Source organism: Vibrio sp. 10N.222.55.C6 (assembly GCF_041473395.1).
GTDB lineage: Bacteria > Pseudomonadota > Gammaproteobacteria > Enterobacterales > Vibrionaceae > Vibrio > Vibrio crassostreae_C.
The window spans coordinates 276,693-292,611 of record NZ_JBFRSD010000002.1; the positions used below are offsets into that span (position 1 = coordinate 276,693).

Below are 15,919 nucleotides of genomic sequence, written 5' to 3' on the forward strand. Positions count from 1 at the left end.
AGTGATTAAGGTAAAGCTAAAAAGAGAGATTCCCTATCACGTTTATCCCTCACAGTAGGGAATGACGGGTATCATTCAGTATCACTTAGCTAGACTATTTAATAGCAAACATCGAACCAAAGTTGAAACACTGGAACCACACTTCGCTGCTTGAGAAGCCAATCTTATCAAAGCGCTCTCTGTGCACAGGGATAGAATCAGGACGCATCACGTTTTCAATCGCACTACGTTTTTGGCTCACTTCTAGCTCGCTGTATCCGTTAGCACGCTTAAAATCATGGTGCAGGTCGATAAGAAGTTCATTTGAGCTTTCGTCTTCGAAGACGTATTTTTCTGACAGGATTAAGATGCCGCCAGGGCGCAAGCCTGCGTGAATTTTCTCAAGCAAAGCGTATCGGTCGTCTGGAGACAAAAATTGCAGCGTAAAGTTAAGCACCACAACAGACGCGTCTTTGATTTCTACTTCACGAATATCGGCTTCGATCACTTCTACCGGCGTGTCACTGCGGTAAGCGTTAACGTGCAATTTACAGCGCTCAACCATCGCCTCTGAATTATCGATAGCGAAAATTGTGCAACCTTCTTGTTGGATGTGGCGACGCATTGAAAGCGTTGCTGCACCTAGAGAACAACCAAGGTCGTAAATATTTGAATGCGGCTTTACGAAGCGCTCTGCCAGCATGCCGATTGCGGAGATGATGTTGCTATAACCAGGCACCGAGCGTTGAATCATATCCGGAAATACTTCAGCAACCCTTGCATCAAAGGTGAAGTCTCCAATTTTATCAATAGGAGCGGAAAAGATATTGTCTGTGTTGCTCATGGCATTCTCTCTCGACAGTCAGCGTAATTGGCACAAAATTCGTACCAAATAAAAGGGGACGTATTTTACGTAAAAAAAGGACTGCTGTCACGAAAACTGAGATTACTACTTAGGATTGCGACCAGATGTTCAAGAGGACTTAAAACATCGAGATTTGATGGTTGCCTTTCTGAGCTGGAAACTGAGCAAGATCGGGCAATATTAATGACGTATTTTCAGATACTTGCTTTTGCAATAGCTCGTAAATAGCCATTGCGAGTTCAGGTGCATGGTTATTGTCTGGGGTGTGAATCATTAAATACGGTTGTTTTCCTTCACTGAGCCAGCTTGGAATTTTGCTAAACCAAGGCTTAAAAAACTCGATGTTAGGCGCTTGGTCAGGGTGGCCAATAAATCGAATCATCGGGTTATTGGCGGTAGCAATTGCATGAACAGGAACACGCGGTTTTTTCTGATGCGCATCGATCACCGCTTCTGTGGTGGGTGGCGCAGAGAAAACGGGGCGGCTGTCCATAATGATGCGATTGATGCCTTCCTCAACCAGCCATTGGTTGAAGCGTTTTTCCGCATCGCCCTTATCAAAGAAACCTAAGTGTCGAACTTCGACGCCAAGCTGCATATCTTTTGGGAATAAGGTGCAAAACTTTTGTAGGGCAGGCAGCATGCTGGGCTCAAAACTGTGCGGCAGCTGAATCGTCCATTGACCAATACGGTCATGCAGTGGCGACATCGTCATCAAGAACTCTTTGAGTTCGGCTTGGCAGTGTCTCAGTTGTTGCTGGTGGGTGATGAATTTGGGCAATTTGAAGGTGAACTTGAAATCATCGTGACTGGCGGCTTTCCAATTGTGAACGGTAGACATACTTGGCGTAGCGTAAAAGGTGGTGTTGCCCTCAACGGTATGGAAAACTTGGGTGTATTTTTCCAAGCGTTCGGCAGGCTTTGTTCCCTTACCATAGAACTGACTTTGCCACTCAGAGTGAGACCACATGGTTAATCCAAGTCTTAAAGGTAAAGTGTCCATTGTTTTTGCACCATTAGTCATCACATTACTGCTTTTAATCGAAATGAAAATCAACTGTACGAGAGTTTTGCTGATTAAGGTACTTTCGAGATATAATTATCGCAATTTTTTCGGTTTTGATGAATCTTTGCGCACTTGGTGGGCTAAAAAGCAGCAAAGCCAGATAAAACACAATAAATTCGAATGTGGAAGGTCGATTTTAAGCGAGTTTCCGCGTATAAATGTTTCTTTGCTCTGTTGTGTGGAATGACCACTGACAGCTTGGAAATTAGTAAATAATTAAGAGATTGGGAAATTCATTATGCGTACCCATTACTGTGGTAACCTGAACAAGTCCCTGGCGGGACAAACTGTAGAATTGTGCGGCTGGGTAAACCGTCGCCGTGATTTAGGCGGTCTTATCTTTATTGATATGCGTGATCGTGAAGGCATCGTTCAGGTTGTTGTCGATCCAGATATGAAAGATATCTTCCCGATCGCTAACCAACTGCGTAATGAATTCTGTATCAAATTTACTGGTGAAGTACGTGTTCGTCCTGACAGCCAAGTAAATAAAGACATGGCTACTGGTGAAGTAGAGCTTTACGCGACGGGTCTAGAGATCATCAACCGTTCAGAAGCGCTTCCACTAGACTTCAACCAAACGAACTCTGAAGAGCAGCGTCTTAAGTACCGTTACATCGATCTTCGTCGTCCAGAAATGAGCGACCGTATCAAGCTTCGTGCACGCGCTTCTAGCTTCGTTCGTCGTTTCCTTGATGAGAACCTATTCCTAGACATCGAAACGCCAGTATTAACTAAAGCGACGCCAGAAGGTGCTCGTGACTACCTAGTACCAAGCCGTGTTCACAAAGGCAGCTTCTACGCGCTTCCTCAATCTCCTCAGCTGTTCAAACAACTGCTGATGATGTCTGGTTTTGATCGTTACTACCAAATCGTTAAATGTTTCCGTGATGAAGATTTACGTGCTGACCGTCAGCCTGAATTTACTCAGATCGATATCGAAACATCGTTCATGTCTTCTCAAGAAGTACGTAACATCACTGAAAAGCTAGTTCACGATATGTGGAAAGAGCTTCTAGATGTTGAACTAGGTCAATTCCCAGTAATGCCTTTCTCTGAAGCGATTCGTCGTTTCGGTTCTGATAAGCCAGATCTACGTAACCCACTAGAGCTAGTGGACGTTGCTGACTTAGTTAAAGACGTTGAGTTCAAAGTATTCTCTGGCCCAGCTAACGACGAAAAAGGTCGTGTAGCGGTTATCCGTGTACCAGGTGGTGCTAAGCTAACTCGTAAGCAAATCGATGGTTACGCAGAACACGTAAACATCTACGGCGCGAAAGGCCTAGCATGGATGAAGGTTAACGACCGTGCAGCAGGCATGGAAGGTATTCAATCTCCAGTTGCTAAATTCCTAAGCGAAGACGTAATCAACGGTATTCTAGATCGCACTCAAGCTGAATCTGGCGATATCATTCTGTTCGGCGCAGACAAAGCGGGCATCGTTGCTGAAGCAATGGGCGCACTTCGTCTTAAACTAGGTACTGATCTAGAGCTAACAGACACATCTGCATGGGCTCCACTGTGGGTTGTTGACTTCCCAATGTTCGAAGAAGACGGCGAAGGTAACCTACACGCAATGCACCACCCATTCACATCGCCACTAGGTGTGAACGCGGAAGAGCTAAAAGCGAACCCAGCAGCAGCAAACTCTGATGCATACGACATGGTAATCAACGGCTACGAAGTAGGCGGCGGTTCTGTACGTATTCACAACGCAGAAATGCAAACGGCTGTATTCGGTATCCTAGGTATCGAAGCACAAGAGCAACAAGAGAAGTTCGGCTTCCTACTAGATGCTCTTCAATACGGCACTCCACCGCACGCTGGTCTAGCATTCGGTCTTGACCGTCTAGCGATGCTACTTTGTGGTACAGAGAACATCCGTGACGTTATCGCATTCCCGAAAACAACAGCTGCAGCATGTCTACTAACAGACGCGCCAAGCCTAGCGAACCCAGCATCACTGGAAGAGCTAGCAATTGCAGTTAAACTAGCGAAGAAAGAAGACTAATCAAACGATTAGCCTAACTTTCTAAAGAACTTAGTTTCGCAGTAGAACAATAAAATGCCCGTTAATTTGACGGGCATTTTTTTTTGCGTTCGATATACTAAGCTCATAAAGCATGTATAAATAATCAGTATTTGAAGTTATGTCTATTATATTAGGGATTGACCCTGGCTCACGCATTACCGGTTACGGTGTTATTCGTCAAAATGGCCGCCACCTATATTACTTAGGGAGTGGTTGCATTCGCACCTCAGAAAAAGAGTTACCGGGTCGCCTCAAGCAGATCTATGCAGGTGTGAGCGAAATCATTACTCAGTTCCAACCGGATGTGTTTGCGATAGAGCAGGTCTTCATGGCGAAGAATGCGGATTCTGCACTTAAGCTGGGACAAGCGCGTGGCAGTGCGATAGTGGCAGCGGTAAATGCTGATCTCCCCGTTCATGAATATGCGGCTCGTCTAATCAAACAAGCGGTGACAGGCAATGGTGGTGCAGATAAGTCGATGGTTCAGAACATGGTGATGAGCATGCTTAAGTTACCCGCTAAACCACAGGCCGATGCTGCCGATGCTCTAGGCGTAGCGATCACTCACGCCAACACCAATAAAACTTTGATAGCGCTTGCGGGTAAAGCAACAGGAGCAAGAAAAGGGCGTTACCGATAACCATAGGCTATGGCGTTTCTGAAGCCAGAATCATTCGGTTTCTTAAGCTAAGCAAGCTTAAATAAATCATCCTAATAAACACAAAGAACTGGATAAGCATCCAGTTCTTTTATATTCTGTCCCTCAAATTATATTCCATCAAGAGAGTGAATTGTGATCGGACGTCTACGCGGTACATTAATAGAAAAACAGCCACCAGAATTACTAATCGAAGTGAGTGGCGTTGGCTATGAAGTTCAAATGCCAATGAGCTGTTTTTACGAATTACCAAACGTGGGCGAAGAGGCAATCATCTACACGCACTTTGTTGTACGTGAAGATGCGCAGCTACTTTATGGTTTTAACACGGTTAAAGAGCGTGCGCTGTTCCGTGAAGTGATCAAAGCGAACGGTGTGGGCCCTAAGCTAGGCCTTGGCATTCTTTCAGGCATGACGGCTAGCCAGTTTGTTCAAAGTGTTGAACGTGAAGACATCTCGACGCTGGTTAAACTTCCGGGTGTGGGTAAGAAAACCGCTGAACGTCTGGTTGTTGAAATGAAAGACCGCCTGAAAGGGTGGGGCGCGGGTGACTTGTTTACTCCAGCGACAGATGCAGCTCCGATTGATTCTATGCCAACCGTTCACGACGCGGAAGAAGAAGCGGTAAGTGCGCTACTTGCATTAGGCTACAAGCCGACTCAAGCTTCCAAGGTGGTTTCTCAAGTGGCTAAAGATGGCATGACCAGCGAACAGTTGATTCGCGAAGCTCTGAAATCGATGGTTTAATACCCAATATACTTGTTCGACAAAATAGACTCATTCACTTTGCCTTTACACAGAGTCAAGAAGCGCAGAGTCAACAAGAGCATAGTTAGGAATAGCAGAATTTATGATTGAAGCCGATCGCCTTATTGCACCGGATAACCCAGTATTCAAAGATGAAGATGTCATTGATCGTGCAATACGCCCTAAAGCACTGGCTGACTATCAAGGTCAGGATCACGTTCGTGGCCAGATGGAGATTTTCATCAAAGCGGCACAACTGCGTAACGAGGCGCTCGACCATCTGTTGATATTTGGCCCTCCAGGCTTGGGTAAAACCACGTTGGCGAACATTGTTGCCAATGAGATGGATGTCAACATTCGTACGACTTCAGGCCCTGTTCTAGAAAAAGCAGGCGACCTAGCGGCGTTACTGACCAATCTCGAAGAAAATGATGTCCTGTTCATTGATGAGATTCACCGTTTAAGCCCTGTGGTTGAAGAGGTGTTGTACCCTGCAATGGAAGACTACCAATTAGATATCATGATTGGTGAAGGCCCAGCGGCACGCTCTATCAAGATTGACCTTCCTCCTTTTACTTTGATTGGCGCAACCACTCGTGCTGGCTCACTGACATCGCCGTTACGTGACCGTTTTGGTATTACTCAGCGTCTTGAGTACTACAAGGTTGAAGATCTACAAAACATCGTTCAGCGCAGTGCAGATTGCCTTGGTCTTTCTATGGAGTCCGAAGGGGCGCTAGAAGTTGCTCGCCGAGCTCGTGGTACGCCACGTATTGCTAACCGTCTACTGCGCCGTGTTCGTGATTATGCGGAAGTAAAAGGCGACGGGCATATTTGTCCGGAGGTTGCTGACAAAGCGCTAAACATGTTGGATGTCGATGCTAAAGGTTTCGACTACATGGATAGAAAGCTTCTGCTGGCGATTATGGAGAAGTTTGGTGGTGGTCCGGTAGGTATCGACAACATGGCTGCCGCGATTGGTGAAGAGAGAGACACTATTGAAGATGTGTTAGAACCTTACTTGATTCAACAAGGTTACCTACAAAGGACGCCAAGAGGTCGAATCGCGACCGACAGAGCGTATTTACACTTTGGAATAGATAAACCCTCCAATCGTTAAATTATTCATTTTTAAAGATCCCAGTTGCATAAGCGCTGGGTTTTTTTGCTTTTTACTGAATAACAACTCTTTGAGCGAGTCGATAAAAAGATCGAAAAGGGAGCTTCAAAAATGGAAACTTTGATTTCAGGTTTGATTTAGATAACAGGAAATGAAATAAGTTGTCATATTTTTGTTAATACTTTATAGGTAGTTGTAATTAGGATGTTGAGGCGGTGCTGAGCATTTGTCACAGATATCATGCGCTGTTATTAAGACAAGCATAATTGGTGTGATTTTAATCATAAGTGTACAAAAATAACTCTAATTTGCTCGAATAAATTTGATACAAATCAACGCAGGGTTCTCCCATAAACCTTTTGAAACATACTGATTTTACCAGTAATATTAGCGCCAGCTATATTAGCTCATGCTTAACAATAATCTAACTATAACGGTACGTTTTTGCTACAAATTTCAATTTGTAATAACAATTGCATAAATTGTTTTAACATGGATTTTTGCGGTGAATAATCACACAAGTGTCATTCAGCCGACACAAAGGAGTTACCATGATTGATGTTGTTGATCTGTCGCGATTGCAGTTTGCATTTACAGCGATGTATCACTTCCTATTTGTTCCACTGACTTTAGGTATGGCATTTCTACTTGCCATTATGGAGTCAGTTTATGTAATGACTGGCAAGCAAATTTACAAGGACATGACCAAGTTCTGGGGTAAATTGTTTGGTATTAACTTTGCTCTTGGTGTAGCGACAGGCTTAACCATGGAGTTCCAGTTTGGTACTAACTGGTCTTACTATTCTCACTATGTTGGCGACATTTTTGGTGCTCCGCTAGCTATCGAAGCGCTTGTTGCATTCTTCCTAGAGTCTACTTTTGTTGGCCTATTCTTCTTCGGTTGGGACAGACTGTCAAAGCGTCAGCACTTAGCGGTAACTTGGTTAGTAGCACTTGGCTCTAACTTCTCTGCGCTTTGGATCTTGGTAGCAAACGGCTGGATGCAAAACCCAGTGGGTGCGGAATTTAACTTTGAAACTATGCGTATGGAAATGGTGAGCTTCGCTGAAGTTGTACTAAACCCAGTAGCACAAGTTAAATTCGTACACACAGTAGCGTCTGGTTACACAACGGGTGCAATGTTCATCCTTGGTATCAGCTCATACTACATTCTTAAAGGTCGTGACCTTGCCTTTGCTCGTCGCTCTTTCGCGATTGCAGCGTCTTTCGGTATGGCGGCGATCTTGTCAGTAATCGTACTAGGTGATGAATCTGGTTACGAGCTTGGTGAAGTTCAAAAAGTGAAGCTCGCTGCTGTAGAAGCGGAATGGCACACTGAAGAAGCACCAGCCGCATTTACTGTTTTTGGTATTCCAAACCAAGAGACAATGAATACTGACTACGCAATTAAAATTCCTTACGTAATGGGTATCATCGCAACGCGTTCGCTTGATACTGAAGTAACGGGCCTACGTGACCTACGTGATGACCACGTTGATCGTATCCGTACTGGTATGTACGCGTACGAGCTGCTTGAAAAGCTACGTGCAGGCGATAAGTCTGAAGAAAACATGGCTGCGTTCGACGAAGTGAAAGGTGACCTAGGTTACGGCTTGCTTCTTAAGCGCTACACAGACGACGTTGTTGATGCAACTGAAGACCAAATCCAAATGGCTGCGGATGATTCTATCCCAACAGTTTGGCCTCTATTCTGGTCATTCCGTCTGATGGTTGCTTGTGGCTTCATCATGCTGTTTGTATTCGGTGCTGCGTTTGTTCAAACGTGTCGTCAGAAAATCGAACAGAAACCATGGGTACTTAAAGCTGCGCTATTCTCAATCCCACTTCCTTGGATTGCGATTGAAGCAGGTTGGTTCGTTGCTGAGTTTGGTCGTCAACCATGGGCGGTTGGTGAAATCCTACCGGTTAACGTTGCTGCATCAGCACTGACTATTGAACAGCTTTGGACTTCTCTATTCGCTATCCTGGCACTTTACACAGTGTTCTTGATTGCTGAAGTTTACCTAATGCTGAAATTCGCACGTAAAGGTCCAAGTAGCTTGAAGACAGGCCGTTACCACTTCGAACAAAACGATAACTCTGTTGAAGACAAAGTTAGCCGTTCAGTTGAAGTATAAGTGAGGGAATATTATGTTTGATTACGAAAGCTTACGACTTATTTGGTGGGTATTGATCGGTGTTCTACTGGTTGGTTTCGCCGTAACTGATGGCTTTGATATGGGTGTTGCCGCTCTGTCACCTGTTATCGGTAAGAGCGACACTGAACGTCGTATTATGCTAAACACGATTGCCCCTCACTGGGATGGTAACCAAGTTTGGCTTATCACTGCGGGTGGTGCATTGTTTGCTGCATGGCCACTGGTTTACGCGACGTCTTTCTCTGGTTTTTACTTCGCAATGTACGTAACGCTAGCTGCACTTTGGTTACGTCCACTTGCTCTTGACTACCGTTCAAAGATCGAAGATCCAAAATGGCGCAAAACTTGGGACTACGCACTTTGCTTTAGTGGCGCAGTACCACCAATCATTTTCGGTGTGGCATTTGGTAACCTACTACAAGGTGTTCCATTTGAACTGAACGAATTTATGATGTCTAAGTACCATGGTACGTTCTTCGCTCTGCTTAACCCATTTGCATTGCTTTGTGGTGTGTTGGCTCTGATGTTGTTCGTGATGCAAGGTGCAACATGGCTTCAAATGAAGACAACAGAAGCGCTGCACGCTCGTGCTCGTAACGTTGCTCAGATCACTGGCCTAATTGCTATTGCTCTATTCGTTATTGGTGGTTTCTGGGTTCAATCTATCGAAGGCTATGTAATTACGAGCACTATCGATACGTTTGCTGACTCAAACCCACTAAACAAAGAAGTATCACTTCAAGTGGGTGCTTGGATGACAAACTTCGAAACGTACCCTGCAATGTGGGCAGCACCGATTCTTGGTGTAGCAATGCCACTACTTGCTGTGATTGCATCTCGCCTTGAACGCGGTGGCTTCGCATTCTTGTTCTCGAGTCTATCTAATGCTGGTGTTATTTTGACTGCTGGTTTTGCAATGTTCCCATTCGTAATGCCATCAAGCCTGAACCCTAACCATAGTTTGACTATGTGGGATTCTACGGCAAGTGAGCTAACTCTTGGCCTAATGACTGCTGTTGCGGCGGTAATGGTTCCTGTGATTCTTGGCTACACAACTTGGACATACTACAAAATGTTCGGTCGTCTAGATAAGAAACACATCGAAGATAACGACGTTTCAGCTTACTAAGCTAGAAGTTAAATAACTTAGGAGAAATTTTATGTGGTATTTCGCATGGATTTTGGGTGTACTTCTAGCATGTGCATTCGGCATCATCAATGCTCTATGGCTAGAGCATTCAGAAATGATGGACAAAGACAGTGAGTAATCTCGCAGAGCAAATCGCTAAGCTGCATCAACCAATGGATAAGACTCTGCTTAGAGCCTTATCCCTAGTATTGGGTTTCATGCATGTGGGTTTAGTGATGTGGGATCCTGAAGCGTATGCGACAAGCATCGGTGGCTTTAACGCGATCATCGGGCCAATGTTCATTTGGGCAGTATGCTCAAGCATGGTTTACGGTATCGGATTTAAGCCAAGAGCTTGGATGTGGCAGCTACTGTTTAGCCCATATGTTTCACTCACAATTTTGCTCTACCTAACGACGCTGCGCCTTCTATAAAAGGCAAAGGATTTAGGTTCATAACAACGTGAGCCTTTATACTTGTTGGGTTTTTAGCCAAAAAGAGGTCATCTTATACAGATGGCCTTTTTTTTCGTCTCTCAAATCAAAAAATTCACAGCGATATACTATTAATGATAAGGAGTTAGGTTATAGTGAGATCTTTATCGTTTTGGATTGTGGTAGCAAATTGCAGGGATTATCTAAGCTATTTACGTGGCCAGTGACTGTGTATTACGAAGACACCGATGCGGGTGGCGTTGTATACCATTCAAACTATCTTAAGTTTTTCGAACGCGCTCGAACTGAGATGTTGCGCTCAATTGGCGTTTCTCAGCAAGTATTGTTAGAACAAAACATCGGTTTTGTAGTCCGACATATGGACATTGATTTTATTCAAGGCGCGCGTCTTGATGATTCTTTACAAGTCATTACAAATATTTACGAGTTGAAACGAGCTACCTTGGTCTTCTGTCAAGAGATCGTAAATCCTGATGGCAAGGCATTGTGTAAAGCAATGGTTAAGGTAGCATGTATCGATAATCAAAAAATGAAACCCAAAGCAATGCCAACATTTATTCTCACGGAGCTAACGAATAGTGACTGCTGAAATCTCAATCTTAGGCCTAATTTTAGAAGCTAGTTTACTAGTTAAGATGGTCATGCTGACTCTTATGGGCATGTCTGTTGTTTCTTGGGCGATGATCATAAAAAGAAGTAAAGTGTTATCTCAAGCTTCTAAACAAACAGAAGTGTTTGAAGACAAATTTTGGTCAGGCGTTGATCTTGCAAAACTGTACCAAGAGAGCAACAAACGCAAAGACGAGCTTTCTGGTACTGAAGAAATTTTCTACGCAGGCTTTACTGAGTTCGCTCGCCTTCGTAAATCGAATGCAACATCACCTGACTTCATTATGGAAGGCACTGGCCGTGCGATGCGCGTTGCCGTTGCTCGTGAGATTGATGAACTAGAAACTAACTTACCTTTCTTGGCGACCGTTGGCTCTATCAGCCCATACATCGGCCTATTTGGTACGGTTTGGGGCATCATGCACTCATTCATCGCATTAGGTGAAGTGAAGCAAGCGACGCTCGCAATGGTTGCTCCTGGTATTGCAGAAGCACTGATCGCAACAGCAATGGGTCTATTCGCTGCGATTCCAGCGGTAATGGCGTACAACCGCTTCAGCAGCCGAGTAGGCAAGCTAGAACACAACTACGCGACTTTCTCTGAAGAGTTTCACAGTATTCTTCACCGTCAAGCGATGGCTGGCAGGGAATAATAGATGGCTGGATACCAACCTAAAAAACGCAAAATGACAGCAGAGATTAACGTTGTACCTTACATCGACGTTATGCTTGTTTTGCTGATCATTTTTATGGTGACTTCGCCGTTTGTTACTCAAGGTGTCGACGTTGAATTGCCTCAGGCTTCAACGGCTAAATCGGCACAAGACCTACTGGGTGACGACAACGCGAGCTTTATTATCGTTGAAGTGAACAAAGACGGTGAGCTTGGTTTGAGCGTGAATGACGAAGAAGTACAACGTGGCTTATCCATGGAAGATATTATCGTCCGAGTAAAAGCTGAGTTGTCTTTGAAGCCGAATTCTCCAGTGGCGGTTGGCGGTGATGCCGCAACGCCATACGCTGAAGTGGTTTTATTACTTGATGAATTAAGCCGTGCAGGTGTGCCAAAGGTTGGCCTTTTAACGGATATAAGGGAATAGCTCCGTAGCATTCATGAAAGCGAATAATAAAAAATCCAATAATTTCAGATCACCGCTTCTTATTTCTCTTGGGCTGCACGTCATTTTATTCGTTGCGCTCATTTGGGGGGCGGATTTCACGATGTCAGAGCCAAAGCCTACAGGGCAGATGGTTCAAGCAGTGGTGATTGATCCTCAGTTGGTTCGCCAGCAAGCTCAACAGATTCGTCAACAAAGAGAAGCGGCAAGCAAGAAAGAGCAAGAGCGTCTTGACAAACTAAGACGTGAAAGCGAACGACTTGAAAAGAATCGTAAAGCTGAAGAAGAAAATATTCGCAAGCTAAAAGAACAGCAAGCGAAAGAAGCTAAAGCAACTCGTGAAGCTGAAAAGCGTCGAGTTGAGAAAGAGAAACAACGCAAAGCTGAAGAAGCGCGTTTACAGCAAGAGCAAAAGAAAGCCGCTAAAGCCGAAGCTGACCGTAAGCTAAAAGAAGCTGCGTTAGTGAAAGCCGAGAACGAGCGTAAAGCCAAAGAAGCGGCAATCGCAAAAGCTGAACAAGAACGCGTGGCAAAAGAAAAAGCAGCGAAAGAGGCAGCAGACAAAGCTCGTAAAGAGAAAGAAGCCGCTGAACTCGCGGAAAAGCAACGCATAGCGAAAGAGAAAGAAGCGGCAGCCGCAGCAGAGAAAGCCCGTAAGGCAAAAGAAGCTGCTGCAAAAGCAGAAAAAGAGCGTAAACAACAAGAAGCCGCATTGAACGATATCTTTGCTGGGCTTGAAACGGAAGCGACTCAAAACTCTTCAGCAAGACAACAATTTATCACTGATGAAGCGCAACGTTACGGGGCTATCTATACCCAACTGATTCAACAGAACCTGTTGTTAGAAGACAGCTATCGAGGACGCTCATGTCGAGTGAACCTTAAGCTGATTCCAACGGGCTCTAACGCGATATTGGGTAGTTTGAGTATCTTAGATGGCGATAGCCGTTTATGTGCAGCAACCAAGCGTGCGGTGGCACAAGTACAATCTTACCCGTTGCCTAAAGACCCAGACATTGTGAACTCACTGAAAGACATTAACTTAACTGTATCACCAGAGTAAAAGGACGAACTTGTGTTAAAGAAACTATTACTGAGTTTTGTTTTCTTAATAGCTACAAGCAGCCAGTTTGCACATGCAGCGCTGGAGCTGGTTATTACAGACGGTATTAACTCTGCAAGACCTATCGCTATTGTACCTTTCCGTTGGGAAGGCTCAGAGCCATTGCCACACGATGTATCAGCGGTTATCGCTTCTGACTTACAGCGCAGTGGTAAATTCAGCCCAGTTGCGACAAGCAAAATGCCTCAAACGCCTTACAGCGAAACTGAGGTTAACTTTGATGCTTGGACTAACCTAGGTGTTGACTCATTGCTTACCGGTAGTATCACTAAAAATGCCGAAGGGCAGTATGTGGTGAATTACCAATTGATCGACATTGTTCGTGGTCAACTGACCAAAGGACAAAGTCGTGCGCTGAGTGATGAAGGCCAATTAGTGCTTTCTAAAGATCACGTTCTATTCAATAAGAAGGCTACGGTTCCTGGTAATCGCTTGAGAGAGTACGCACACCGTATCTCAGACCTAGTGTATGAAGAGCTAACTGGTGAGAAAGGCGCGTTCTTAACTCGTATCTCTTACGTGGTAGTGAACGATAAAGACAAGTACCCGTATCAACTTCGTGTTGCTGACTACGATGGCTTTAACGAGCGTTTAGTACTTCGTTCTAAGCAGCCTCTCATGTCTCCAGCATGGTCACCAGACGGCAAAAAGCTAGCTTATGTGAGCTTCCAGAATGGCCAAGCTGAAATATTCATCATGAATATTTACACGGGTGAACGTGAGAAAGTGACGTCATACCCTCGTCACAATGGTGCGCCAAGATTCTCGCCAGATGGTAAAACATTGGCATTGGTATTGTCGAAAACGGGCAGCCTTCAGGTGTACACACTTGACCTTGCTAGCCGTAAGCTGACTCAAATTACCCGCGGCCGTTCGAATAATACTGAACCATTCTGGCACCCAGATGGCAAGTCTCTTATTTTCACATCGGATCGTGGTGGTAAACCACAGATTTATAATGTAAATTTGTCCAATAATTCGACTTCTCGTATTACTTGGCAAGGTAGCCAAAACTTAGGTGGCCAGATCACTCCTGATGGTCGATTCATGATCATGGTGAATCGCAGCAACTCAGGTTTTAACTTGGCTAAGCAAGATTTGGAAACCGGTGCGGTTCAGGTACTAACAAAAACATTGTTAGATGAGTCTCCAAGTATTGCACCGAATGGAGGTATGGTTATCTATAGCTCTATTTACAACAAAACAAATGTACTATCGATGGTTTCTATCGATGGACGTTTTAAAGCTAGATTACCGGCAACTAACGGACGCGTAAGAGCGCCTGCATGGTCACCGTTCCTCTAGGGAAAATTACATATTCTTTTAGCTATTGATAGTGTTAACTATTGTGGCATTTAACTATCTATAGCACTCTTAGTCGCTGTAGAAACTAAGTTTGATAACGTAAGGAAAAAAAGATGCAACTTAACAAAGTTCTTAAAGGCTTGATGATTGCACTACCAGTGATGGCAGTAACGGCATGTAGCTCAACTGATGAAGCAACATCTGCAACATCTGGTACTGAAAGCAACCAAACAACTTCAGGTTCAGAAGGCAATGTAGACACAACTGTTGTAACGCCAATTGACGCTAACGGTCAACTGTCTGAGCAAGAGCTTAAAGAGCAAGCGCTACGTGAAACTCAAACAATCTACTTCGCATTCGATAACTCTACTATCGCTGGCGATTACGAAGAAATGCTAGCAGCTCACGCAGCATACCTAGTTAAGAACGTTGACATGAACGTTACTATCGAAGGTCACGCTGATGAGCGCGGTACTCCTGAGTACAACATCGCACTTGGCGAGCGTCGTGCACAAGCTGTAGCGAAATACCTACAAGCTCTAGGTGTTCAAGCTGACCAAATCTCTATCGTAAGCTACGGTGAAGAGAAGCCACTTCTTCTAGGTCAATCTGAAGATGTGTACGCTAAAAACCGTCGCGCAGTACTAGTTTACTAATTTTAGTAGACTATATAATTGAGGAATTGCCTCATGTTCAGTAACACAAAGCGAGTCATTTTGCTTTCGTTACTGGCAAGTGCAGCGAACACCGCGTTCGCTGCACCAGCTCCAGTATCCGATCTCAATAGCACCGCAACCAATTCATCATCTTCCTCTCGATCAGCATCTAACGAATCAGATATTGAGCGTTTAGAGCGCCTGCTTCAAAATCGCAATCTCGTTCAGCTTCAAATGCAACAGCAAATCGACGACATGGCACTGGAGATCAGTGAACTTCGTGGTGATCTGGAACGAAACAGCTACGATATGAAGCAAATGCTAGAGCGTCAGCGTGAACTGTTCATTGAACTGGATCGCGTAAGAGGCGAGGTGAAAGCAGCAGGAACAGCAACGGTAGCAGTGGCGGCGAGCGAAGGCTCTAAAGACGCTTCTGGTACGTTCAGTACTGATGTGGATGAGCAAACTGCTTATCAAAATGCTGTAGATATGATTCTAAAGCAACGAGACTACACGGGTGCTATCGCTGCATTCCAAAAGTTTCAAAAAGACTTCCCAGATTCTACCTTCACACCTAACTCACATTACTGGTTAGGTCAGCTTTATTTCGCTAAGAAGCAAGATAAAGAAGCCGTGAAGAGCTTCGCTGCTGTTGTGTCGTACAAAGACTCAAACAAGCGAGCAGATGCACTGGTTAAGCTTGGTGACATAGCAGCGCGCAACAACAACGCGACGCAAGCTAAGAAATATTACCAACAAGTCGTAACCGAGCACCCAAACAGTGCTTCGGCTAAAGTGGCCAAAACCCACTTATAACCAAAATAGGGGTGCTTAGGCGCCTCTTTTTTATACCTGTTCACTTCCGTTTAGTGTTTACTTCTCTTGCTAGTGATGACAA

Annotated in this window: 17 protein-coding genes; 15 read left to right on the top strand and 2 right to left on the bottom strand. The window is 44.7% G+C overall.

Annotated elements, in window-relative coordinates; genetic code table 11:
* Positions 1-94: 94 nt before the first annotated feature.
* Both cmoA and AB4486_RS02920 read right to left on the bottom strand, forming a co-directional pair.
* Positions 95-823 carry a carboxy-S-adenosyl-L-methionine synthase CmoA gene (cmoA, locus tag AB4486_RS02915; RefSeq protein WP_017062083.1) on the bottom strand — a complete coding sequence of 243 codons (729 nt, stop codon included), beginning with the start codon at positions 821-823 and terminating at the stop codon, positions 95-97.
* 139 nt (positions 824-962) lie between these two features.
* Positions 963-1,868, bottom strand: a complete 906-nt coding sequence (locus tag AB4486_RS02920; protein WP_372116445.1) for a DUF72 domain-containing protein — start codon at positions 1,866-1,868, stop codon at positions 963-965.
* Positions 1,869-2,148: 280 nt separating this feature from the next.
* On the opposite strand from AB4486_RS02920, the gene aspS reads away from it, so the two are divergent.
* The 15 genes from aspS (at position 2,149) to ybgF (ending at position 15,837) form a co-directional block, all read left to right on the top strand.
* On the top strand, positions 2,149-3,921 hold the full coding sequence (aspS, locus tag AB4486_RS02925; protein WP_017630636.1) for an aspartate--tRNA ligase: 1,773 nt from the start codon (positions 2,149-2,151) through the stop codon (positions 3,919-3,921).
* A gap of 139 nt (positions 3,922-4,060) precedes the next feature.
* Positions 4,061-4,582, top strand: a complete 522-nt coding sequence (gene ruvC, locus AB4486_RS02930) for a crossover junction endodeoxyribonuclease RuvC (RefSeq protein ID WP_008219936.1) — start codon at positions 4,061-4,063, stop codon at positions 4,580-4,582.
* A gap of 153 nt (positions 4,583-4,735) precedes the next feature.
* The gene (gene ruvA / locus AB4486_RS02935; RefSeq protein WP_017062079.1) at positions 4,736-5,347 is read left to right on the top strand and encodes a Holliday junction branch migration protein RuvA; all 612 of its coding nucleotides are present in this window, start codon (positions 4,736-4,738) and stop codon (positions 5,345-5,347) included.
* A 103-nt stretch (positions 5,348-5,450) separates the two neighbouring features.
* Positions 5,451-6,467: a Holliday junction branch migration DNA helicase RuvB gene (ruvB, locus tag AB4486_RS02940; protein WP_017062078.1), complete on the top strand. Its 1,017-nt coding sequence runs from the start codon at positions 5,451-5,453 to the stop codon at positions 6,465-6,467.
* A 551-nt stretch (positions 6,468-7,018) separates the two neighbouring features.
* Entirely contained in the window at positions 7,019-8,605 is a 1,587-nt protein-coding gene (gene cydA, locus AB4486_RS02945) for a cytochrome ubiquinol oxidase subunit I (protein ID WP_017062077.1), read from the top strand.
* A 13-nt stretch (positions 8,606-8,618) separates the two neighbouring features.
* A complete protein-coding gene (gene cydB, locus AB4486_RS02950; protein ID WP_372116447.1) occupies positions 8,619-9,755 on the top strand; it encodes a cytochrome d ubiquinol oxidase subunit II in 1,137 nt (378 codons plus the stop codon).
* A gap of 31 nt (positions 9,756-9,786) precedes the next feature.
* Positions 9,787-9,894 carry a cytochrome bd-I oxidase subunit CydX gene (gene cydX, locus AB4486_RS02955; RefSeq protein WP_000270284.1) on the top strand — a complete coding sequence of 36 codons (108 nt, stop codon included), beginning with the start codon at positions 9,787-9,789 and terminating at the stop codon, positions 9,892-9,894.
* On the top strand, positions 9,887-10,189 hold the full coding sequence (ybgE, locus tag AB4486_RS02960) for a cyd operon protein YbgE (protein WP_017067532.1): 303 nt from the start codon (positions 9,887-9,889) through the stop codon (positions 10,187-10,189). Before cydX ends, ybgE begins: the two co-directional genes overlap by 8 nt.
* Before the next feature lie 172 nt (positions 10,190-10,361).
* On the top strand, positions 10,362-10,799 hold the full coding sequence (ybgC, locus tag AB4486_RS02965) for a tol-pal system-associated acyl-CoA thioesterase (protein WP_017062074.1): 438 nt from the start codon (positions 10,362-10,364) through the stop codon (positions 10,797-10,799).
* The gene (gene tolQ / locus AB4486_RS02970) at positions 10,789-11,472 is read left to right on the top strand and encodes a protein TolQ (RefSeq protein WP_017063515.1); all 684 of its coding nucleotides are present in this window, start codon (positions 10,789-10,791) and stop codon (positions 11,470-11,472) included. Before ybgC ends, tolQ begins: the two co-directional genes overlap by 11 nt.
* A gap of 3 nt (positions 11,473-11,475) precedes the next feature.
* A complete protein-coding gene (tolR, locus tag AB4486_RS02975) occupies positions 11,476-11,919 on the top strand; it encodes a protein TolR (protein WP_017062072.1) in 444 nt (147 codons plus the stop codon).
* A gap of 13 nt (positions 11,920-11,932) precedes the next feature.
* Complete coding sequence (tolA, locus tag AB4486_RS02980; protein WP_017062071.1) at positions 11,933-13,000, top strand: cell envelope integrity protein TolA; 1,068 nt, start codon at positions 11,933-11,935, stop codon at positions 12,998-13,000.
* Positions 13,001-13,012: 12 nt separating this feature from the next.
* Entirely contained in the window at positions 13,013-14,365 is a 1,353-nt protein-coding gene (gene tolB, locus AB4486_RS02985; RefSeq protein ID WP_017062070.1) for a Tol-Pal system beta propeller repeat protein TolB, read from the top strand.
* A 113-nt stretch (positions 14,366-14,478) separates the two neighbouring features.
* The gene (gene pal / locus AB4486_RS02990; protein ID WP_017062069.1) at positions 14,479-15,021 is read left to right on the top strand and encodes a peptidoglycan-associated lipoprotein Pal; all 543 of its coding nucleotides are present in this window, start codon (positions 14,479-14,481) and stop codon (positions 15,019-15,021) included.
* 33 nt (positions 15,022-15,054) lie between these two features.
* Positions 15,055-15,837 carry a tol-pal system protein YbgF gene (gene ybgF, locus AB4486_RS02995; protein WP_017062068.1) on the top strand — a complete coding sequence of 261 codons (783 nt, stop codon included), beginning with the start codon at positions 15,055-15,057 and terminating at the stop codon, positions 15,835-15,837.
* The last annotated feature ends 82 nt before the right edge of the window (positions 15,838-15,919 follow it).